We start from the raw sequence: 19,375 nt of genomic DNA, 5'->3' as shown, positions 1-19,375 counted from the left end.
CATACGTTACCGCCGGAGGCGTGCGACGACCGGTTCCGCGTTTCGGTCGAGTTCAACCAGGCCGTCGGCTTCTAGATCCGTCAGTAATCCGCGGAGCCACTCGCGGCCGTACTCGCCGTTCGGCGCGTAATCGACGCGAACTCGGTGACCCAGCGTATCGAGTTCGAGTTCGTCGTACTCTCGAAGGGTCCCGATCACGCGGCCGCGGAACTGACGGCGACTTCCCTCGAAACTGGGCTGTGTCGGTACGTCCGGCGCAGTAAAGTCGCCGCTGGCGTAGGCACTGCACCACTCACGCCACGGACAGCCGGCTTCGTCGCACGACGGCGTCTGTTCGCAGGCGACCCCGCCGAGTTCCATGATGGCGTTGTTCCAGACTCGCGAGCGGTCGGCGGGCATAAGATCGGCCGCAGCGTCCTCGAACGCCGAATCGTCGTCGGGAACGTCGAACGCGCGGTAGAGCACGCGCTTGACGTTCGTATCGACGACGGCGTCGCCGTTGTTGAACGCGAAGCTCGCGACGGCGTTTGCGGTGTACGGGCCGACGCCCATCAGCTCCTGAAGTTCGTCGGGTGACTCCGGAAATCGGCCGTCGTAGTCCGACTCGATCTGTCCGGCGGCTTCGTGGAGGTACTTCGCCCGATTGTTGTATCCCAGGCTGTGATCCGTCCAGAACCCGACGACATCGGCGCGATCAGCCGCCGCGAGTTCAGTTGTGGACGGCCAGCGCTCGAGGAACGCTTCCCAAGCCTCGACGACGCGGTCGAGTTGGGTCTGCTGGCTCATCACTTCGCTGACGAGGATCGCGTACGGGTCGTCGGTCCGTCGCCAGGGGAACTCGCGGTGGTCGGCCTCGTACCAGTCGATCAGCGCGTCGCGAACGCTGTCGCGGTCATCGGGGAGGCTCCACGTCGGTGCTGCCTCCGTGTCAGTCATCGATGACACTTGGCGGATGGACGGTTTAGGGATGGTGGTGTCGGTTGTTCGCAAACCCAGGTAGCGTTCATCTAACAGTCGTTTACTCATTACAGAAGGAGTCTCACGGCTTCCGGGTTCGGTTAGGAAGCCACACAGTCTCCGTCCCGCTAGAGAACGTTTATGTTCATTGCTACCGTAACACATAGTGTAGCAGCACCGCGAGGATACACCGGACGACCTCCGTCGATCTGTTCGCAAAAACCGGTTGCGGAGGATCGGAGAAAATCAAGTATCACGTCACAGGGATACGAGATGCGTACTCCGAAGGAGAACCGAACGGTTCACCACTCGTCTTCCATGGAAGACGACGAGAAGGCCAAGTAACGGATTCCAGGTAACTGGCGTTCGTGAATCTGACAGACGCCAGCACGGCCGTACGGACCGTCGAACGAACTCCCGTCCGGATCCAAGTCGCGGGGCTGTCGCGTTTTTCGGCGGCATGGTTGCGTCGATAGTCGATCGTAACCGGCCCGCCGGACCGATGTCGACAACCGTACGCCTAAGCCGTCGCAGTCATTCGATCAACCCATGCGAACGCCAGCACAGAACAGCGAACTGGCACTCCTGCTCGAGGTCGCAAGCACCCCGAAACCGGGGAACGTCGACCGCCACCGCGATCTCGACGACCTACGATTCGAACACTTTCTCGCGGGCGCGGTCGGCGCTCGGGACGGACTCGAAATGGCTGCAACCGACTCCGAAATCGGTCCCGCTTTCGAACGGGCTATCGAAGGGATGGCCGCCCAGGAAGGCGACAACACCCAGTTCGGCGCACTGCTCTTGCTCGTGCCGCTCGTGCGAGCCACGCGGAACGAACTCTCGCAGTCGGCCGTCGAATCGGTCGTCACGCAAACGACCGTCGCCGACGCGGCAGCCTTCTACCGCGCGTTCGAACACGTCGATGTCTTCGTCCCCGACCCGCCGGCGGACATGGCTCCGCTCGACGTTCGCCGAGGGTCCGACGCGATTCCCGCACTCGAAGCGCGTGAACTCACGCTGGTCGACGTGATGGACCGAAGCGTCCCCGGCGACGACGTCGCCCGCGAATGGACCGCCGGCTTCGAGCGCTCGTTCGCCGCAGCCGACCGCCTCGAAACCAAGTCAGGCCCACTGCCCGACCGCGCTGCAGCGGTCTTCCTCTCCCTCCTCGCCGACCGCCCCGACACCCTGGTCGCAAACCGACACGACGAGGCCACCGCGCGGGAGGTGAGCCAGCGCGCCGCCGCGCTGGCCGACCGCAACGCCATTGCCACTGATCGGGACGCCGTCGAAACGTTCGCAACTGAACTCGTCGATCGCGGAATCAATCCGGGAACGACGGCGGATATCACCGCGGCCGGGCTTTTCATCGCCCTCGAGCACGACACGGTCGAGATATGAACGACGGAAGCGACGCGGGCACACACAGCGGGGACGAAACGAGCCCCCATTCCGGGGCGACGGCCTGGCCCGCACCGCTCTCCGGCGTCACCGAATCCATCGTCACGACGCTCGGCCCCAACGACCGCTGGAACGTCGCCGCACTCGGATTGTTCGCCAGCGATACCGACGCTGACGACGCCGACAATGCCGACGCCGACACAGCCGAGGACAAGCGCACGCCCGAAACATCACCAGTCACCGCTCGAACCTGGGGCAATACCCGAACCCGTCGGAACTTCCACCGACAGGGCGAGGGCTACGTCCAGTTCGTCACCGACCCCGTCGTCTTCGCCGACGCCGCCCTCACGATTTATGAAGTCGAGAAACCGGTCCTCGACACCGCTACCGCCTGGGCACGCGTCTCCGCCGATCCGGTCGATTCCGGATCCGACGACGGCACAACGTGGGAGCAATGGGAACTCGAACCGATCGAGACCGAAATCGAACGCGAGACCGTTCCCACGATCAACCGCGGCTTCAACGCCGTCATCGAAGCGACTGTCGCCGCCTCTCGGCTCGGCGTTTCCGGGTACGACGAGACCACGCTACGGAACCGACTTGAGTTCTTCGCGTCGGTCGTCGACCGCGCCGGGGGGCCGCGAGAACGGCTGGCCATCGAACGCATTCGAGACCACGCTGAGTGGTAAGACACGCAAGGGACCTGCAGTCCAGGCTCGAACGCGCGCTGCAAAAGACGGCTCGAAAGAGCGGTACCGACTCGGGTGAACTCGAATCGGATCGTTCAGGCTGCTTCGCCGGGGGTTGGCGTTCGACCGGCGTCCGGGTGATCGTCGTCGACCGGAGCGTCGTTCTCGGCTTTCTCGACCAGTTCACCGAACCGGTCGGAGCGGTCTTCGATCCACGACATCGTTTCGCTGTCGGTGGTTTCCTCACGCTGTTCGACGAGGAACGTCGTGATGACGACGGTTTTGACCCAGGGTTTGACGACGCCAGCGTGGACAACCGCGACGACGCCGGCGACCAAGACCCACGAGAGCAGTTCGAACGCGGGCGGGAGAACGTCGAGGGCGACTGCGACGGGTGCAAGCAGCGTCGCCAGGACGAACGACAGGGCGTACATCCCGACGACGATCAGAAGCGTCGATCCGAGGACCGTTTTCCAGGTTTTGCCGTACAGGACGACTCCATCGCGAGCCGATGCCCACCGGTTGTCGTTTCGGTCGACGAACATGTACGCGAGGATTGCGGTGTCGAGATACCGGACGGCAAGGACGATCGATTTCTGAAGGACATCGATCAGTGCCTCGAGTTCTGATGGAATCGGAACGGGGATCAGTTCCTGAACGCGGGCAATTGAACGGGTGAACTGTTTGAGAATCGCATCGACGAGGACGTTGACGCCGTAGAGGCCGGATGCGGACACGAAGTACTCCTGGACCTGCGTCGTCCCGTACGAGAGTTGGTTCTCCGGGACCTCACCCTCCTCGACGATGTGTGCGATGACAGCGACGTGTCCAGCGTTGACCATATAGAGGACGTATCGTTTGATCAACCGCCAGATATACGCAAAACTCACGAGTGCGATGAGCATGACGAGTGCGACAACGAGGATTCCACCCCCGCCGTCACCCCAGAGGAACAGGCTTCCAAGCCAGACAACCAGGGCGAGATAGATCACTCCAAGCAGTGCAAAGGCGGTGCCAATAGCGAGTTGCAGGAGAACGAACGGCCACGTTTTCCTGTATACGTCCGTTGCTTCTCTGAAATGTAGTGACATCATATCCGAATGTATGTTGGTATGATTTAAATTCATTGATCTAGTGTAGAATTCTGTATTGGTAATTAGTACAAAAATAGAGAATGTTAGAGTCAAATACAGCGTCGGATGCGGCGAACCGATCAGTGGAACTCGAATCCAGACACAACCCGGCGTGGAGAGCAATGGGAACAAAAACGAAAGAGAAAGGGATTAAGAGCCTCTGGACGGAACGTCCCTGCATGGCAATCAAACCGGCCTACGTCAAGAAGACCGGGAACCTCCTGCTGGAGCGGTACCCGGACGCGTTCACGACCGACTTCGAACAGAACAAAGACAGCGTCGAAAAGCTCACCAACGTCGAATCCAAGGGCGTTCGCAACCGCATCGCAGGCTACGTGACGCGAAAGAAGGGCGCGCAGGTTCCCGCATAATCCGTCGAGTTCTCGTCTTCAGTTGTCCCGGCCGGTGAGCCGATCGCTTGGCGATTACTTGGCAGTTACTTGCAAGACCAACTGAGAATCAGGCTGCATTTCGGCACTCCGGCACTACGCGAGCCACGGCGTCCGCGCGTCTCCGAGCCGACAGATCGATTCTTGCGGATCGGCCGGCAGAACGCGAGACGGAATCGAAAGCAGAGGGCGACACTACGTCACCAGTTACACTACTAGCGGCCTGATCCATCCCCTCACCTCGTGAACGCTAGCTACGGAAACCGTGATCCGACGACAAGGCCGTCAATAATCGAAGCCGAGTTCCATGTAGAACGCAGCAACGAGCGCGACGACCGCCACGAGCAGCGCAAACAACGAGCCAACGGTCCCGGTCAGGAGCGAGAGTTCGATACCAACGACCGGCAGTGTCGACCCCTGGAAGCCGGTCCAGAAGAACAGGACCGCGATGATCGCACTGACCGCCGAGAGGACGGTCGCTCCGATACTAAACGGCGTCTCGAAGAGCCCGGGTTCGCGCGACTTCGAACTCGTCGTCGTGTCCGTCATCGGTTCGCCTCCGATCCAGTCCGGCGGGTGGTCGCCACAGCCGTCAGCGACGGCGAACGCGCCGTGTTCGAACTATCGGCCGCAGTCACAGTCGATCCAGGAACCCGCCCCGCCGACGGGCACCCGGACGGCACTGCCGGGCGACCGACACTGGCATCGAATCGGGTCTGTCGAGAGTTCATCGGTCGAAAGATACCGCCCCGTTTTCTTAATTTCTTCTATGGGCGTCGCAGCGACCGCGGCGCTGCGGCCGCTACCGACTCTACGGTGTGACTATCAAAAGTGCACATATGTAAATAAAAATGGTGATGGGGCGCGTGCGATACGAATCCAAACGGTTTTGCGGCCACGATACACAGTGACACAAAATGGCAGTACGAGTAGGCGTACTCGGCGCGACCGGCGCTGTTGGACAGCGATTGATCCAGCTTCTGGACCCGCACCCCAAGTTCGAACTCGCCGCCCTGACAGCGAGCGATTCGAGTGCCGGCAAGACGTACCGACAGGCCGCCAAGTGGCGCGTCGATAGCCCGATCCCGTCCGATGTCGCGGAGATGACCGTCCAGGCGACCGAACCCGATGTGATCCCGGACGACATCGACTTGCTGTTTTCCTCGCTCCCCTCGAGCGTCGGCGCAGCCGTCGAACCCGGTTTCTGCGAGGCCGGCTACGTCGTCTCGTCGAACTCGTCGAACGGGCGAATGGACGACGACGTGCCGCTTGTTATCCCGGAAATCAACGCCGAACACCTCGATCTCCTCGAAGTCCAGCGCGACGAACGCGGCTGGGACGGCGCGCTGATCAAGAACCCGAACTGCTCGACGATCACCTTCGTCCCGACGCTCGCCGCACTGACGGAGTTCGGCCTCGAAACGGTCCACGTCTCGACCCTGCAGTCCGTTTCCGGAGCCGGCTACGACGGCGTCACCTCGATGGAAATCATCGACAACGCGATCCCCTACATCGGCAGCGAGGAGGACAAACTCGAGACCGAATCGCGAAAGCTCCTCGGCGAGTTCGACGGCGCGTCGCTGACCCACAACGACATGGCCGTGTCGGCGTCCTGTAACCGCATCCCGACGATCGACGGCCACCTCGAGAACGTCTGGGTCGAGACCGAAGCTGAACTCGACGCGGCGGCCGCCGCCGAAGCGATGGAGACGTTCCCCTCGCTCGACCTGCACTCCTCACCGGAGCCGCTGATCCACGTCTTCGACGAACCGGACCGGCCGCAGCCGCGGATGGACCGCACCGTCGGCGGCGGGATGGCCGTCGCAGCGGGCGGGATGCAGGAGACGCCGTTCGGGCTGCAGTACAACTGTCTGGCCCACAATACGATCCGCGGAGCTGCCGGCGCGAGCGTGCTGAACGGCGAGTTGCTCGCCGAGAACGGCTACCTGTAACAACGGGACCATCATCGGCGGCAGCGATCCGAATGCGGGCACAAACGACATTTTCGATCGAGTTCGAATAGCGGTCTTCCCACGCTATTTTGGCACGGGGCCCAAATAGATACGATGCGAACGGTGAGATATGCTTCCAGTCATCTCCGATCCCGAATCGCTGACCCCGCTTGTCGGTGCAACGGCGGACACGGACGCCGATATCGATGTTCTTGCCGATCGCCACCGTCGAGCGGTCCTTCGCTGTCTTGCGACACGCGCCTCGACGGACCCGGTTCCGCTCGCCGATCTCGCAGATTTCGTCGTTCTCGAGACGGACGCGGACGACCAGCGCTCCGGCGTCCTCGCCATGACCGGCGACGCGCTGTTTGGCACCCGAAAACGAGTTCACAGTTCGCTTCGACACAACCACGTCCCGCGGCTCGCAGAGGCTGGGCTGGTCGCGTTCGATCCGGACGCGAACACGGTGGCGCTCCGCGAGGACGGGGAAGCAGTGGCCGAAGAACTCGAGCGAGTCGGTGCCGAGAGAGATGCTGCGGAGGATGAGGCGACGATCGCCTGACCTTGAGAACAGTTGGGAGAGAGTGGGGTGAGGACGGAGACGGAGACGAAGACGAAGACAGTGTACGAAACGGAAACGAATCAGGAGTTCTGTGGCAGTGCGACGACCGGAACGGACCCGTTCTTTACCAGTTGTCTGGCGACATCGCCGGACAGGAGTTCAACGAGCCGGTTGCTCTTTCGGGGGCTGAACACGACGGCTTCTGCGTCCCGTTCAGTTGCGGCCGCAAAGATCGTCTCGGCGACGGCAGTGCCGTAGAGGACCTCGGATTCGATCACCGCCGGTGAGTCCGCAAGCGGCTTGCGCGCGGCCGCGAAGATTTCGTCGGCGTACTCCTTGCGCTGTTCGGGTGAGGCCTTATCGATCGTTCCACCGCCTTTCTCGATGACGTTGACGAGAACGACGTGGCTGCTGTCGGTGAGATGCGAAACGAGTGCAGTCGTCGTCTGCTTGCCGTCGTCGGGGTCCGCGACGGGAACGATCACCGTTCCGTCGAAGGTGAGTGTCATCGTCGCCTCCGTGTGCCGGCGGAACGCCGCGGGCACTGTTTGTGCCCTCTGTCGAACGCTTCGGTAGCGGCGATAACTGTGGTGTCCATAGTGGCATATCGCGGGAGCGGGGCAAAAAAGTATCCGCAGTGGAGTTCGGACGGACGGGACATGCGGGGACGCGGACAGTCTCGGAACCGATCCCGAGCAGCACGAAGAACTCGAGCGGAGTGGCGTTACAGCGAGACCTGATTGACGAGTTCGTCGCGGCCGGCGGTGTAGCGCCGGACGTTTTCGGCGACGATATCGGCGAGACGGTCGTAGTAGGCTGGCGTGTGGCCGGCGTTGTGGGGCGTGAGCTGGACGTTTTCGAACGTCCACAGTGGGTGGTCCTCGGGGAGCGGTTCGGGGTCGGTCACGTCGAGGGAGGCACCACGGATCGCTCCCGACCGAAGCGCGCTCACCAGTGCGTCGGTGTCGACGACGGGGCCCCTGGCGATATTGACCAGGACGGCTTCGGGATCGAGTGTGACCAGTTCCTCGGTATCGATCAGGCCGCGCGTCGTCTCCGTGAGCGGACAAGCCAGAACGAGGTAGTCGGTTCTCGCGAGGGCGTCGTCGAACGCATCGCCCTCGAAGCCGACGACCTCGTCCGTCGGGCCGCCCTTCTCGGGCGAGTAGCGCACGCCGATCGTTTCGACGCCGAACGGGTCGAGGCGGTCGCAGACGGCCTGGCCGATCGCTCCCAGTCCGACGACCGTCACCGTCGATCCCTGGAGTTCGTGGGCCTTGTAGTGGCGCCACTCCCGGCGGCGCTGTCTGCGCGCGCCGACGTGAAACCGCCGCGTGAATCCCAGGATCGCCCCCAGGACGTGCTCGGCGATATTCGGCCCGTGGACGCCCGATGCGTTCGTCACCGTGACACCCCGCTCCGAGAGTTCGTCGAGCGGGAGGTGGCCGGTGCCGGCATACGCGCATGCGAAGACATCGAGGTCGTCGGCGCGCTCGAGCAGGTCGCTGTCGAGCATCATGCCGGTGACGAACGCGGCAGAGCGGATGGCCTCGCGTTCGGCGGCGGGCGTTCGGGCGAGGGAGACGGTGTGGTCCGGGAGTCGGTCACGGAGCGCGCCGGCGTACTGTTCGACGGGGACGCCGTGGGTCCCCTGTCGGAGGACGAGCACGTCCGGTTCAGTTCCGGTAGTCGTCTCATCCGTGCGTCCACCCTTATCAGTACTCCTGGGACGGTCATCGGGCCCATCACTCGAGTTCATACTCATACACGTGCCCTCGTGTGGAACGGTCAAAAACGTTGACGGCGTGCGGGCATTGACACTCGCTGTCCGCGCACGCGTCGTCGCACGCGGTCGATTCCAGACGAGAAATACAGGTACTTTAATACGGGCCACTCATTCCACACGGAGTATGGAACGCGTTGAGGTCGCGGTCGTCGGTGGCGGTCCCGCAGGTGCCACCGCCGCCGAACGGGCCGCCGCACACGGAGCCGAGACGGTCCTCTTCGAGCAGGGAGTGCCTCGCGAAGACCGCGAGGGGCTCGGACCGGATTCGACCGACGCTGCCGGAATGCTCGACTACTGGATCGACATCATGGACTTCGACTACGCGGAGATCCCGGACGATGTCGTCCTCCAAGAACTCGAGGGAACCGAGTTCGTCGGACCGAACAGCGCCGTCGAGTTGACGACGACGGGAATGGACGCCAGCTATCCGAAGTTCGGCTACACCTTCCACCGAGCGCGGATGGACGACTGGCTCTACGAGCGCGCGACCGACGCGGGGGCCGACCTGCGCGTGGGAACCGGCGTCTCGGATCTGGAGACGGATCTCCGCTCGTCGAGCCCGAAGGGGCCAACGCACACGCTGACGCTCTCGAACGGCGACCGGATCGAAGCCCAGTACGTCATCCTCGCCGATGGCCCACAGCGACGCATTACACTCGAGGCACTGGATCAGTTCACGCCACCGGGACGAAGCATCGCCGACGCACTCTCGCCGCCGACGGCGAACCATATCGCCTATCAGGAGTATCGGGAGTTCCCCGAAGAGCTGTTCGACTCGGACTGGCTCAAATTCTGGTGGGGATACATGCCGGGCGAAACCGCCTATCCGTGGGTGTTCCCCAACGACGGCACCGTCGCCCGCGTCGGGCTGACGATGCCGATCGGCATGGAACTCGAAGACGTCGACAACCCTGCGTCTTACGCGCTACTCGACTCCTCGGACGAGCGCCTTCCGTCGGGCTCGGAGTATATCACCCGCCTCTTAGAGCACGAGTTCGGCGACGAGTACGACATCGAGTCGGACATGCCGATCGTCGAGGACCGCGGCAAGTCGACGGGCACCGAAACGTACCCCATTTCCTCGACGCGGCCGATCGACTCGCCCGTCGGCGCGAACATCGCCGTGGCCGGCGGTGCGATGGGGACGACCTCCGCCTTCCACGAGGGCGGATATCACGTCGCCGTCCGCACCGGCAAAATCGCCGGCCGTCTCGCCGCGACGGACTCGCTCGAGCACTACAACGATCTCTGGAAGCGCGCGATCGGCGACGAGATCCTCCGGAACGTCGCCTTCGCCGACATCGTCGCGGATTACGAACCCGATGACTGGGACCGAGCGTTCGACATCGTCACCGACATGCAGGGAGGGAGCGGCGAGAACGTTCTGCTCAACCGGACCTACGGCGCCGGTATCGCCGCGTCAAAACTTCTCGTCTCGTACAAGAAACGCAAGTTCGCCTACCGCAACGGTACGTACGTGCAGTTCGACGCGGACGACTATCTCTACTGACTCCCGACTCGACCGACGGCACAACCGCACCCGGCCTGCCCCTACGCGGGAGTCTTTTTCGGGATCGACGTAGAAGCGGGTGTATGGATTCTGGTGGACACACCGATCCGCCCGCGGACGACACCGCCCGAGCCGACGGCTCGGGCCACCACGTTCCAGAGGGACAGGCACCCGAGGAGTACGGCGACCACCGCGGCCACGGGGACCACGGCGAACCCGAACACAACCACCGGAGCCGCTGGCCGTTTATCGCCGCGGCCGGCGCTGCCGCTCTCTACGGCGGCTTCGCGCTCTTTATCTTCGGGGCCGAAACCGAACTCGTGCCGCGCCCGATCGGTATCGGCCTCGCCGTCGTCGGCGCGGCCGCACTCCTGGCCGGTATCGGAGGCTGGCTCAACCAGGCGTTTCTGGCACCCGCGCGCGAGCGACAGGAGCCACACAAGTCTCGGGGGTCGTACGTCTCGACCACGATGCTCTTTCTCACGACCGACGTGTCGACGTTCGGCGGCCTGTTCATCTACTACTTCTTCATCAGAGTCGGGACGTGGCCGGCCGCAGAACTTCCGCCGCTGCTCGGCTCGCTAGTGATCATTAACACCGCACTCCTGGTCACCAGCAGCATTACCCTCCACTACGCTCACGAATCACTCGGCCACGGCAACAGGCGACGCTTTCTCACACTACTCTGTGCGACGCTCGCACTCGCCATCGTCTTCCTCGCCGGCCAGGCCTACGAGTACTACGAGTTCATCACCGCGGAGGGCTTTACCCTCACGAGCGGCATCTTCGGGAGCGCCTTCTTCGGGTTGACCGGACTCCACGGCTTCCACGTCGCGCTCGGTATCGGCGGGATCGCCATCCTCTGTTGGCGGGCGCTTCGCGGCTACTACGGGCCGGACCGCGATACCTCTATTGCGACCGTCTCGCTGTACTGGCACTTCGTCGACGCCGTCTGGCTGTTCCTCGTGGTCGTCCTCTACGTCGGCGCTTCGATCTGAGGGTACTCACTCGAAATCAAAATTAAGGCCGACGGTGACGACCCCCCGGCCGGCAGCTTGCGCTGATCGTTCGACGCCGCTGAACTCGAGCGACTGTGCTGGCGCGAGGATCCCGTTCGGTTCCGTAAAGAGAAAGGCACGATACGACGGTGCATGATCGTATGTGATGACGTTCGTCTGATACGAACGCTCGAACCGCTCCGGTTGCCAGTCGAGTTCGGATGCGGCGACTGTGACTCGGCTCCCGGGGCGAAACTGATAGGGAAGGAGCAGTCCGTGATCGACAGGCTCCGTCTCGGGTTCCCGAGATGTCGAGTCGATACGCGCGCTCGCGCCTGATGTTCCCAACAGCGCACCCGTCGAGACGGCACCGCATTTGACGAACGTGCGTCGCGCCATCGGCCACCGCGTATTCTCGCTCATGCGCTGGTCCCCGACCAGCAGCGTCGATATAATCGTTTGGCATGACGACACAACGAATCCGAGAAACGCACCAAGACGATTGCCATTGCCACCGGCGCTGACTACCCAGTCACAGGGGGATTCCAGGCGGCGATACGTTCAGTCTCGTCCGCAACAGAGATTTATCCCGCCAGCGCTGGGCAGGGATCAGTGGATGTTCTTCCAAGAGCCGGAACTCCAGTACGAGGTTACCGTCGAACGACCGGACCCACACTTCGCAAAACTCCTGCAGCAAGCGATCGGCGGGCAGGAAGGGGAGATGCGCGTTGCCATGCAGTACATGTTCCAGGCCTGGGCGCTCCCGGAAGACTACGAAGAGTATCGCAACCTGCTGATGGAAACCGCCGCCGAAGAACTCGGGCACATCGAGATGCTCGCAACCGCTGTGACGAAGAACCTGCGCGGTTCGCCGAAGCAGATGAGCGAGGATGCACAGGAGACCGCGGCAACGGCCGCCGCGATGACCGGACAGAATCCACGGCAGTTCCTCTCGGCCGGCCAGTCCGCGATGCCAGTCGATAGTAACGGCGTCCCCTTCACCGGCGGCTACATCGCCGCATCAGGCAACCTCGCCGGCGACCTCTACGCGAACGTGATGGCCGAGGCGACCGGGCGCACCCTCGCAACCCGCCTCTGGGAGTATACCGACGACCCCGGTATGAAGGACATGCTGTCCTATCTCATTGCACGGGACACGATGCACCAGAACCAGTGGCTGCGCGCGCTGGAGACGCTCGATGATCCCGTGCCGGTCCCTGCAAGTTTCCCACAGGAACAGGAGAACCAGGAGTTCAACTACACGTTCATCTCGACCAGACGGGAGGAACAATCCGATCCCGGCTATCCGTGGACGCAGGGCGAGTCGCCGGACGGAATGGGAGAGTTCTCCTACGCTGCCGAACAGCCGGGTGACGGTGAGGTCATCGCTCCACAGCCCGACCCAATGACGAACGACGAACCGAATCGGACGAGCGAGTCGGACAATTCGGATGACTCGACCACGTCGGGCAAATAGCCACCGTCGTTGAGATTTCCTGCTGTGGAACCGGCTATCCGAGAGCCGACGGTTGGATGCCATCGTTCGGTCGACTGCCATCTCTGGGGTGCGTTCGGCGAACGGTCAGCGTGCAACGTGCAGGCTCGTGATCGGTGACGAGAACGGAGAACGCAAGAACGCGAGAACACGAAAACAGAAGAACGGCGACGATTACTCCGACTGGTCGCGTTGCATTCGCTCCTCGAACCCAGCCATCCTCCGATAGATCGGCGGCGTCAAGACGCCCAGAATCCCAATGAGAATTGCGATTCCACCGATCGGGAACAACAGTGGCTGAACCTCGAGACAGGAGTTCTGAGAGGTAATCTGAACGTAGTACTCCTCGCCCTCGTATTCGACGAGTACCCCCTCGAGAAACGCTTCTCGATTCTGGAGATCGCCCTCGATTTTCGCTTCCTGTAGTGGGCTCTCGATCGCCTCTTCGAGGGCTTCCTGTTCGGCTGTCGTGAGTTCTGCTGCTGGCAGCGTCTCGATAGTGGCCGGTACCCCATCGTATTCGTCAACGTGAGTCGCCGTGATCGTGGGGTCTCCGCAGAGGCCGACACCGTCCTGAATCACGACGTATCCGCCGACGATCGACAGCGGAAGCCCAATTGCGATCAGAAGGACGCCAAGAAAGGGTGCAGCGTAGGTTAGCAACAGCGATTCGGACGCTATCGTCGGTTCAGTCGGTCCCGTGCCGGTAGCGGACGATTCGTCCGTCTCGGCGGACACGTCGTCACCGCCGCTCATTCGTTCTCGGCCTCCGTCGATGGACGCCGTTGTCGACCGCCGAGATACGTGATCGTTCCCGCGAGTCCCAGCCCGTAGATCCAGTGTGAGAGGATCACGAAGATGAGGTACGTAACAAGCTCAAGTCCGGTCTGGCCGGTATAGAAGGCAATCGCGAAGCCAGATGCGATAACTGTCGCGTACCACAGCCCCGTCACGAACGTGAGTTCACCCGGTAGATATTCTCCCAGCGAGAGGAACAACAGCGGCCAGACCGCCATCCCCGCAAAGAGGAACAGCGCGTAGCCGAGTCCGATGTTCGCCGGTAACCCAACGAGTGTCGCGAGGTCCGCGAACGTCGCGAGATCAAACACACCCAGGGCAACTGCCAGCAGGAGCATCCCCGACATGAGCACAGTCCCGAAGAGACCACCAGCCGCGCCTGCTCCCGCATCGTTCGCGACGGTCCGTGCGACCGGCTTGATCCGACTGTAGATCGAGAGCGGGCGGTCCTCCCGTGCGGGAACGTATGACGGTCGGGTCTCTTCCGGTTCGGTCGGCGCGACGCCGCGCTTGCGTTCGAGGCGGTCCTCGAACCACCGCCACTCGGGCGTGAACTGTTCGGTCGCTTTCAAGTCCCACGGATCGGCGGTCTCGACCGGCTTGCCCTGGAAATACGACCATATCATGTTATAAATCCACATGAGTACGCTAATACCGATGATGAAGGCACCGACAGTCGCAACGATATGCAGCCCCGAATACTCCGGCGGATAGGTCGCGTACCGACGAGGCTGCTCGAGATATCCAAGCGCCAACAGCGTCAAAAACGTGAGTGCAGAGCCGACAACAAGCAACGATGATTGGAAAATCGCCAGTCTGCGGTCGTACATGCGGCCCGTAATCAGGGGATACCAGTAATAACTCGCAGCGAACATCATCAGCGGGATGATCCCCATGACGATGAGGTGGAAGTGGCCGACGACGTAGTAGGTCCCGTGATAGATGATATCCACGGGAATAACGGCCAGGAAGATGCCCGTGACACCGGCGACGATAAACAACCCGATCGAGCTAATACAGAGGATCGTCGGCGCAGCCAGCCTCACATCGCCGTTCCACATCGTCGTGATCCAGTTGAACACCTTGATCGCACTTGGCACGGCAATCGCAATTGAGGTCGCCATGAAACTCGCCCGAACGCGCGGATCAACACCGGTCGTAAACATGTGGTGCGCCCAGACGCCGAACGAAAGTACGCCGATCGCGATCGTCGAATAGACGATGAACTTGAATCCGAACAACTTTCGACCGACGAACTTCGGCAGTATCAGGCTCATCAACCCGGTCGCCGGAAGGAAAATGATATACACCTCCGGATGCCCCCAGAACCAGAACAGATGCTGCCAGAGAAGCGGCCCACCACCCTCAATTGCATAGAACGTCGTCCCAAAGTTCCGGTCAAACAGCAGCATTAAGACAGCCGTCCCGAGCAGCGGAAACGCAAAGACGATAATCGAACTCGTGACGAGCATATTCCACGAGAAAATATCGAGATTCGCCCAGCCGATCGACTCGTCGCGCTCGTAGATGATCGTCGTGATGAAGTTGATCGCACCGATCGTGGTAGCGATGCCACTCAAATGGAGGCCTAACAGGAGGAAATTCGTCTGTGGATTCGGATCCAGTGATAGGGGCGGATACATCGTCCAGCCGATCGCTGGCTCCTGAAACGCCAGCAAGACGGACAGCAGGTCGCGCGGCACGACGATCGCGAGTATCGATCCCGTTACTTCGGCAATGATGCCCAGACGCGCAAGCAAAAGCGATGGCGGCAACAACCAGAATCCGATCGCGTTGAGCCGCGGAAACGCCATGTCGTCGGCCCCAATCAACAACGGCAGGAAGTAGTTCCCGATCCCGAAAAACACCGGCGCGACAAAGAAAATGAGCATCGTCAGCCCATGCATCGTGAACAGTTCGTTGTACGTCTGTTCAGTCCAGAGATTCGCCGCCGGTGTCAACAGATGCGTGCGAATCATCATCGCGTCGATTCCACCCCAAATCGCCGCCACGGTGCCGAACGCGATGTACAGCAATCCGATCTCGCGATGATTCGTCGTTGTCGTCCACCGAACAGCAGCCGCTTTCACGTCCGCGAGACCGAACTGGCGCGACCGACCCACAGCATAACCGCCGTCCGGCGACGGCTCGGCTCGCAGCCGCTGTGCCAGAAGGACAACCAGAAGACAACCGATAATGATAGCGCCAAACAGTGATACTTCCACGAGTGCGCGGTTCATCGTCGCTTGTCACCCCTCCTGTACCGACTACACTGCCCGACATCCTGCATAACGGTGTCGTCACCATCAATCCCAATAAAGATGAATTCCTCTCGTCATGAGTTTCTGTACAACTTATATCTCCTTTCTCGTTCACTCTCCTCCATACTTATCTGATATCGTTACAGTTCACTGAGCTATGCAGGACGTATATCAGCCTGGTTGTCGAATCCCCCGTCAATGAGTAGCCGCCGACGAACGATCGTCGCACTCGCCATCGCGGCGCTCTCGAACCTCGTACTGGCCGGCACAGTCGCTGCACAGTCGGAAAACCGAGAACTTATCGACGGCCTCGAGTACCAACTGCTCTACGTCGCCCTCCCGCTCACCCTGTTCGTCCTCGTGATCCTCATCTATGCGGCCGTCAAGTTCCACGACAACGACGACCCCGAGCCGACCACAGAAGACCCTGCCCTCGAAATCACCTGGACCGCCGCAACAGCGATCATCCTACTGTTCGTCGGCCTCTCCGGATACAGCGTCCTCGTTAATCCGTACGTTTCGCCGTCACAGGCAATCGAGGGCGAGACCAACGGCCAAGAAACGTTCGAATCGTTCGACGACCTCCCCGACACCGGCGACGAAGAAATTTACGTCCAGAGTTACCAATGGTCATGGGAAGCAAGCTACCCCGACTCGAACATCACGACCGAAAACGAACTCGTGATACCCGCCAATGAGAACGTGACAATCTGGCTCACCAGTGACGACGTTATTCACTCGCTGTTCGTCCCCGATCTGGGTATCAAACAGGACGCGTTCCCCGGCGACTACACCCGCGCCCGAACAATCGCCGAACCCGGCCGCTATGACGCCGTCTGCGCCGAGTTCTGCGGTGCTGGTCACTCGCGGATGGACGCTGACGTCATCGTCGTCGAACCCGAAACCTACGACCAGTGGATCGAAGAACACGACGGCGAGGGAACCGTCACCGACACACCACAACCCGAATGAAAACAGCAGGCGCTCGACCGACAATCACCGAACTCGTCGAACGAGCATGTAAGAGTTAAACGAAGCGGGCACCTAGACCACCTACGTGCCTTTAGTCCCCGTCCGAGCAAACCCATTCGGGTGCGATGACAGTACGGCGAACCCGGGCACGTGACAAGCAGCATCTGGAGGATGCCACGACTTCTGGCGTTCTCTCCCCCGGCACGAGGGTTAGCCAGCCGACGCGGCACGCCGCCACGGGATGAGGCTGGACGTTAGTGTTCCGGGTGACACGTTTCAAATCTGACCGAATAGTATACCGGATAGCTTTGTATGGTGACTTCTCGGTACGGCCATCCGACACGAGACGCTACCAGCACTATCCTCATCGATTCTCAAACGGGCTTTTTATCGCTCTCTGTGGAACGGTGCCTATGACCGACAACCCAGCACACGAGGAGTTCGATGTCATCGTCGTCGGGGGCGGACCGGCCGGACTCAGCGCTGCTCTGTACTGTACGCGCCTCGGCAATCAAACGGCACTCATCAACCGTGGCGGCGGCCGTGCCGCAATGATGCAGGACGTCCACAACGTCATCGGCATCACCGAGGACACAGCCGGTACCGAACTCCTCTCGACAGGCATTGAACAACTCCGAGAATATGGCTGTACCGTCTACAAAGACGTGATCTCGTCCTGTTCAACGGAAACGCCAGTATCAACATCAGCGCCAGAATTAGAATCAGAATCAAAATCAGAATCAGCACCCACTGAGACTCGTTCCGAAAGTGACAGCGAAGACGAAACCAATACCACCACCGATACCGACACCGCGAAACCCAATACACCCGACAACACAACCACCCCACCACAGATCTCCCTCTCTGGCACTGAGACCACCTACACCGCTGAGTACGTCGTTCTTGCAACTGGCTTTACCGACGTTCGACCAGATCCCCCCCTTCCCCGAACCGGCCGCGGACTCCACTACTGTCTCCACTGTGATGCATACATGTTTATCGACGAACCCGTCTACGTGATGGGTACCTCTGAAAGCGCCGCCCACGTCGCCGCAATCATGCTCAACTTCACCGATACCGTCGACCTCCTCACACGCGGTGACCCCCCAACCTGGAGCGACGACACCGACACCGTTCTCAAAACCCATCCAATCGACATCATCCACGAAGAGATTTCCGGCGTCCAGAACGACGCAGACGGGTGGCTAACCGCCCTCGAATTCGAGGACGGAACCACTCGCGAATACACCGGCGGCTTCGCAATGTACGGTGCAGACTACAACAACGGCCTCGCAAACGAACTCGGCTGTGAACTCAACGACGATGGCACCGTCGCCGTCGACAACCACGGCCAAACCTCCGTCGAAAACGTCTACGCCGTCGGCGACCTGACACCCGGCCACAATCAAATCCCCATCGCACTCGCGGACGGAGCCAAAGCCGGCATTTCGATCCACTGGCAACGCAGACCGTTTCCGCGCGATCTCGACCTTCTCGATGAACTCGGTCCCGTCCGCGCCGAAGAAGTCCCTGGACTGCCAGACGAACTCCTCGAACGCGCGATCGAATTCCACACCTACGACTAATAGTCGCAGTACCCGCGGCTACAGGACACGGGACTCCACCACTACCCCCCCCCCCCTCTCGATAGCACACTAGGGAAGGAACAACCCAACACAGCACAACACATCACTTACTCCCACAACCACCCACCCTGCATCACTCGTTCCACCACAACACCGGCTTCAATGCCCGCCTCCCAATTCCAGATTCGACCCAGCAGTAATCTCCTTTCCAGACCCGATCGCAGCCTCATCCCCATCGAAAAACTCACGTGGGCTACTCGCTTCCCCCCCCTCCTCCTCAACTGCACTTACCTGTGCAACCAATTCCTGAACTCGCTCGAACGCCGCCGTCGCTCGAACCGTATCCTCTTTCTCTCCGTACTCAACTTCAACCATCCCGTGATCAGCGAGACGTGGCAGTTGCTGATGGTGCAACGACATCGCTATCGACTCCGTCTTCACTCCCTGCTCCCACTCTGCTACCTGTTGCGTAAGCTCAACAATAGTCACAGTATCTTCATCCAAAAAGGAATACATGAGATGTCGACATCGTGAACTCGACAAAAGCTCGTACACAGTATCGAGTTCAGAACCACTGCAATCTGACATTATGTGTGCCTACTAGTCACACCCAGATAAACCTCGCTCCAAATAAATTTGGGACGCGCTTCGATCACCCTGCTTTCTAATGGGTTCGCAAACGGACTCCCAATCTGAACTCGGATCTATACCGACAGATATCACTACCAGCGATAGTGGGCGGGAGTTAGTACTAGGCAATTGCAATTATGAAATATAAGATGCCCCACACAGCAGCGGCTGTGTGGGGCAACTTAGTATGAGTATGAGTGGAGGCGGCGAATCGAGTTTCCCAGAGGATCTCTCACTCCAGTACTCACCGGTACGC

19 protein-coding genes are annotated in these 19,375 nt (G+C 60.9%); 10 read left to right on the top strand and 9 right to left on the bottom strand.

The genetic code is table 11. The annotated features are described in order from the left end of the window. Positions 1-6: 6 nt before the first annotated feature. Entirely contained in the window at positions 7-936 is a 930-nt protein-coding gene (locus tag C484_RS10640) for an A/G-specific adenine glycosylase (RefSeq protein ID WP_006825954.1), read from the bottom strand. Positions 937-1,506: 570 nt separating this feature from the next. On the opposite strand from C484_RS10640, the gene C484_RS10635 reads away from it, so the two are divergent. Then, positions 1,507-2,358: a triphosphoribosyl-dephospho-CoA synthase gene (locus tag C484_RS10635; protein ID WP_006825953.1), complete on the top strand. Its 852-nt coding sequence runs from the start codon at positions 1,507-1,509 to the stop codon at positions 2,356-2,358. Beyond that, entirely contained in the window at positions 2,355-3,047 is a 693-nt protein-coding gene (locus C484_RS10630; protein WP_006825952.1) for a DUF447 domain-containing protein, read from the top strand. The genes C484_RS10635 and C484_RS10630 overlap by 4 nt, the downstream gene beginning before the upstream one ends. Positions 3,048-3,142: 95 nt before the next feature. Here the strand turns inward: C484_RS10630 and C484_RS10625 are convergent, their stop codons facing one another. Further along, entirely contained in the window at positions 3,143-4,138 is a 996-nt protein-coding gene (locus C484_RS10625) for a hypothetical protein (protein WP_049915381.1), read from the bottom strand. Between the two features lie 221 nt (positions 4,139-4,359). On the opposite strand from C484_RS10625, the gene C484_RS10620 reads away from it, so the two are divergent. Further along, on the top strand, positions 4,360-4,551 hold the full coding sequence (locus tag C484_RS10620; protein WP_006666749.1) for a 30S ribosomal protein S17e: 192 nt from the start codon (positions 4,360-4,362) through the stop codon (positions 4,549-4,551). Between the two features lie 303 nt (positions 4,552-4,854). Here the strand turns inward: C484_RS10620 and C484_RS10615 are convergent, their stop codons facing one another. Next, positions 4,855-5,118: a hypothetical protein gene (locus C484_RS10615; RefSeq protein WP_006825950.1), complete on the bottom strand. Its 264-nt coding sequence runs from the start codon at positions 5,116-5,118 to the stop codon at positions 4,855-4,857. Between the two features lie 368 nt (positions 5,119-5,486). Here C484_RS10615 and asd point away from each other — a divergent pair, with 368 nt between their 5' ends. Continuing rightward, positions 5,487-6,521: an aspartate-semialdehyde dehydrogenase gene (gene asd / locus C484_RS10605; RefSeq protein WP_006825948.1), complete on the top strand. Its 1,035-nt coding sequence runs from the start codon at positions 5,487-5,489 to the stop codon at positions 6,519-6,521. Positions 6,522-6,651: 130 nt separating this feature from the next. Then, positions 6,652-7,083, top strand: a complete 432-nt coding sequence (locus tag C484_RS10600) for a DUF7344 domain-containing protein (protein ID WP_006825947.1) — start codon at positions 6,652-6,654, stop codon at positions 7,081-7,083. 80 nt (positions 7,084-7,163) lie between these two features. Here C484_RS10600 and C484_RS10595 read toward each other — a convergent pair whose 3' ends face one another. After that, positions 7,164-7,592, bottom strand: a complete 429-nt coding sequence (locus tag C484_RS10595; protein ID WP_049915379.1) for a universal stress protein — start codon at positions 7,590-7,592, stop codon at positions 7,164-7,166. 215 nt (positions 7,593-7,807) lie between these two features. Continuing rightward, on the bottom strand, positions 7,808-8,842 hold the full coding sequence (locus C484_RS10590) for a D-2-hydroxyacid dehydrogenase (protein WP_006825945.1): 1,035 nt from the start codon (positions 8,840-8,842) through the stop codon (positions 7,808-7,810). Positions 8,843-8,993: 151 nt separating this feature from the next. On the opposite strand from C484_RS10590, the gene C484_RS10585 reads away from it, so the two are divergent. Both C484_RS10585 and C484_RS10580 read left to right on the top strand, forming a co-directional pair. Then, positions 8,994-10,379, top strand: a complete 1,386-nt coding sequence (locus C484_RS10585) for an NAD(P)/FAD-dependent oxidoreductase (protein ID WP_006825944.1) — start codon at positions 8,994-8,996, stop codon at positions 10,377-10,379. A gap of 83 nt (positions 10,380-10,462) precedes the next feature. Beyond that, entirely contained in the window at positions 10,463-11,377 is a 915-nt protein-coding gene (locus tag C484_RS10580; protein WP_006825943.1) for a cytochrome c oxidase subunit 3, read from the top strand. Positions 11,378-11,383: 6 nt separating this feature from the next. Here the strand turns inward: C484_RS10580 and C484_RS10575 are convergent, their stop codons facing one another. Continuing rightward, positions 11,384-11,800 carry a hypothetical protein gene (locus C484_RS10575; RefSeq protein WP_006825942.1) on the bottom strand — a complete coding sequence of 139 codons (417 nt, stop codon included), beginning with the start codon at positions 11,798-11,800 and terminating at the stop codon, positions 11,384-11,386. 193 nt (positions 11,801-11,993) lie between these two features. On the opposite strand from C484_RS10575, the gene C484_RS10570 reads away from it, so the two are divergent. Continuing rightward, positions 11,994-12,854: a manganese catalase family protein gene (locus C484_RS10570; protein WP_006825941.1), complete on the top strand. Its 861-nt coding sequence runs from the start codon at positions 11,994-11,996 to the stop codon at positions 12,852-12,854. 192 nt (positions 12,855-13,046) lie between these two features. Here C484_RS10570 and C484_RS10565 read toward each other — a convergent pair whose 3' ends face one another. Beyond that, the gene (locus C484_RS10565) at positions 13,047-13,628 is read right to left on the bottom strand and encodes a hypothetical protein (protein WP_006825940.1); all 582 of its coding nucleotides are present in this window, start codon (positions 13,626-13,628) and stop codon (positions 13,047-13,049) included. Further along, entirely contained in the window at positions 13,625-15,910 is a 2,286-nt protein-coding gene (locus C484_RS10560) for a DUF6789 family protein (RefSeq protein WP_006825939.1), read from the bottom strand. The genes C484_RS10565 and C484_RS10560 overlap by 4 nt, the downstream gene beginning before the upstream one ends. Before the next feature lie 219 nt (positions 15,911-16,129). On the opposite strand from C484_RS10560, the gene coxB reads away from it, so the two are divergent. Both coxB and C484_RS10550 read left to right on the top strand, forming a co-directional pair. Further along, on the top strand, positions 16,130-16,903 hold the full coding sequence (gene coxB / locus C484_RS10555) for a cytochrome c oxidase subunit II (protein WP_006825938.1): 774 nt from the start codon (positions 16,130-16,132) through the stop codon (positions 16,901-16,903). 413 nt (positions 16,904-17,316) lie between these two features. After that, positions 17,317-18,489, top strand: a complete 1,173-nt coding sequence (locus C484_RS10550; RefSeq protein ID WP_006825937.1) for an NAD(P)/FAD-dependent oxidoreductase — start codon at positions 17,317-17,319, stop codon at positions 18,487-18,489. Positions 18,490-18,648: 159 nt separating this feature from the next. On the opposite strand, the gene C484_RS10545 is transcribed toward C484_RS10550, so the two are convergent. Then, on the bottom strand, positions 18,649-19,077 hold the full coding sequence (locus C484_RS10545) for a DUF7344 domain-containing protein (RefSeq protein ID WP_239640966.1): 429 nt from the start codon (positions 19,075-19,077) through the stop codon (positions 18,649-18,651). Positions 19,078-19,375: the final 298 nt, after the last annotated feature.

Source organism: Natrialba taiwanensis DSM 12281, from assembly GCF_000337595.1.
Taxonomy (GTDB): domain Archaea; phylum Halobacteriota; class Halobacteria; order Halobacteriales; family Natrialbaceae; genus Natrialba; species Natrialba taiwanensis.
Note: the sequence above shows the minus strand (reverse complement) of the source record. Positions and strands in the feature narration are given on the sequence as shown.

Excerpts from the sequence above, each read along its gene's own strand:
- C484_RS10640 (WP_006825954.1), bottom strand. The coding sequence starts at position 936 with ATGACTGACACGGAGGCAGCACCGACGTGGAGCCTCCCCGATGACCGC.
- C484_RS10635 (WP_006825953.1), top strand. The coding sequence starts at position 1,507 with ATGCGAACGCCAGCACAGAACAGCGAACTGGCACTCCTGCTCGAGGTC.
- C484_RS10630 (WP_006825952.1), top strand. The coding sequence starts at position 2,355 with ATGAACGACGGAAGCGACGCGGGCACACACAGCGGGGACGAAACGAGC.
- C484_RS10625 (WP_049915381.1), bottom strand. The coding sequence starts at position 4,138 with ATGTCACTACATTTCAGAGAAGCAACGGACGTATACAGGAAAACGTGG.
- C484_RS10620 (WP_006666749.1), top strand. The coding sequence starts at position 4,360 with ATGGCAATCAAACCGGCCTACGTCAAGAAGACCGGGAACCTCCTGCTG.
- C484_RS10615 (WP_006825950.1), bottom strand. The coding sequence starts at position 5,118 with ATGACGGACACGACGACGAGTTCGAAGTCGCGCGAACCCGGGCTCTTC.
- asd (WP_006825948.1), top strand. The coding sequence starts at position 5,487 with ATGGCAGTACGAGTAGGCGTACTCGGCGCGACCGGCGCTGTTGGACAG.
- C484_RS10600 (WP_006825947.1), top strand. The coding sequence starts at position 6,652 with ATGCTTCCAGTCATCTCCGATCCCGAATCGCTGACCCCGCTTGTCGGT.
- C484_RS10595 (WP_049915379.1), bottom strand. The coding sequence starts at position 7,592 with ATGACACTCACCTTCGACGGAACGGTGATCGTTCCCGTCGCGGACCCC.
- C484_RS10590 (WP_006825945.1), bottom strand. The coding sequence starts at position 8,842 with ATGAACTCGAGTGATGGGCCCGATGACCGTCCCAGGAGTACTGATAAG.
- C484_RS10585 (WP_006825944.1), top strand. The coding sequence starts at position 8,994 with ATGGAACGCGTTGAGGTCGCGGTCGTCGGTGGCGGTCCCGCAGGTGCC.
- C484_RS10580 (WP_006825943.1), top strand. The coding sequence starts at position 10,463 with ATGGATTCTGGTGGACACACCGATCCGCCCGCGGACGACACCGCCCGA.
- C484_RS10575 (WP_006825942.1), bottom strand. The coding sequence starts at position 11,800 with ATGAGCGAGAATACGCGGTGGCCGATGGCGCGACGCACGTTCGTCAAA.
- C484_RS10570 (WP_006825941.1), top strand. The coding sequence starts at position 11,994 with ATGTTCTTCCAAGAGCCGGAACTCCAGTACGAGGTTACCGTCGAACGA.
- C484_RS10565 (WP_006825940.1), bottom strand. The coding sequence starts at position 13,628 with ATGAGCGGCGGTGACGACGTGTCCGCCGAGACGGACGAATCGTCCGCT.
- C484_RS10560 (WP_006825939.1), bottom strand. The coding sequence starts at position 15,910 with ATGAACCGCGCACTCGTGGAAGTATCACTGTTTGGCGCTATCATTATC.
- coxB (WP_006825938.1), top strand. The coding sequence starts at position 16,130 with ATGAGTAGCCGCCGACGAACGATCGTCGCACTCGCCATCGCGGCGCTC.
- C484_RS10550 (WP_006825937.1), top strand. The coding sequence starts at position 17,317 with ATGACCGACAACCCAGCACACGAGGAGTTCGATGTCATCGTCGTCGGG.
- C484_RS10545 (WP_239640966.1), bottom strand. The coding sequence starts at position 19,077 with ATGTCAGATTGCAGTGGTTCTGAACTCGATACTGTGTACGAGCTTTTG.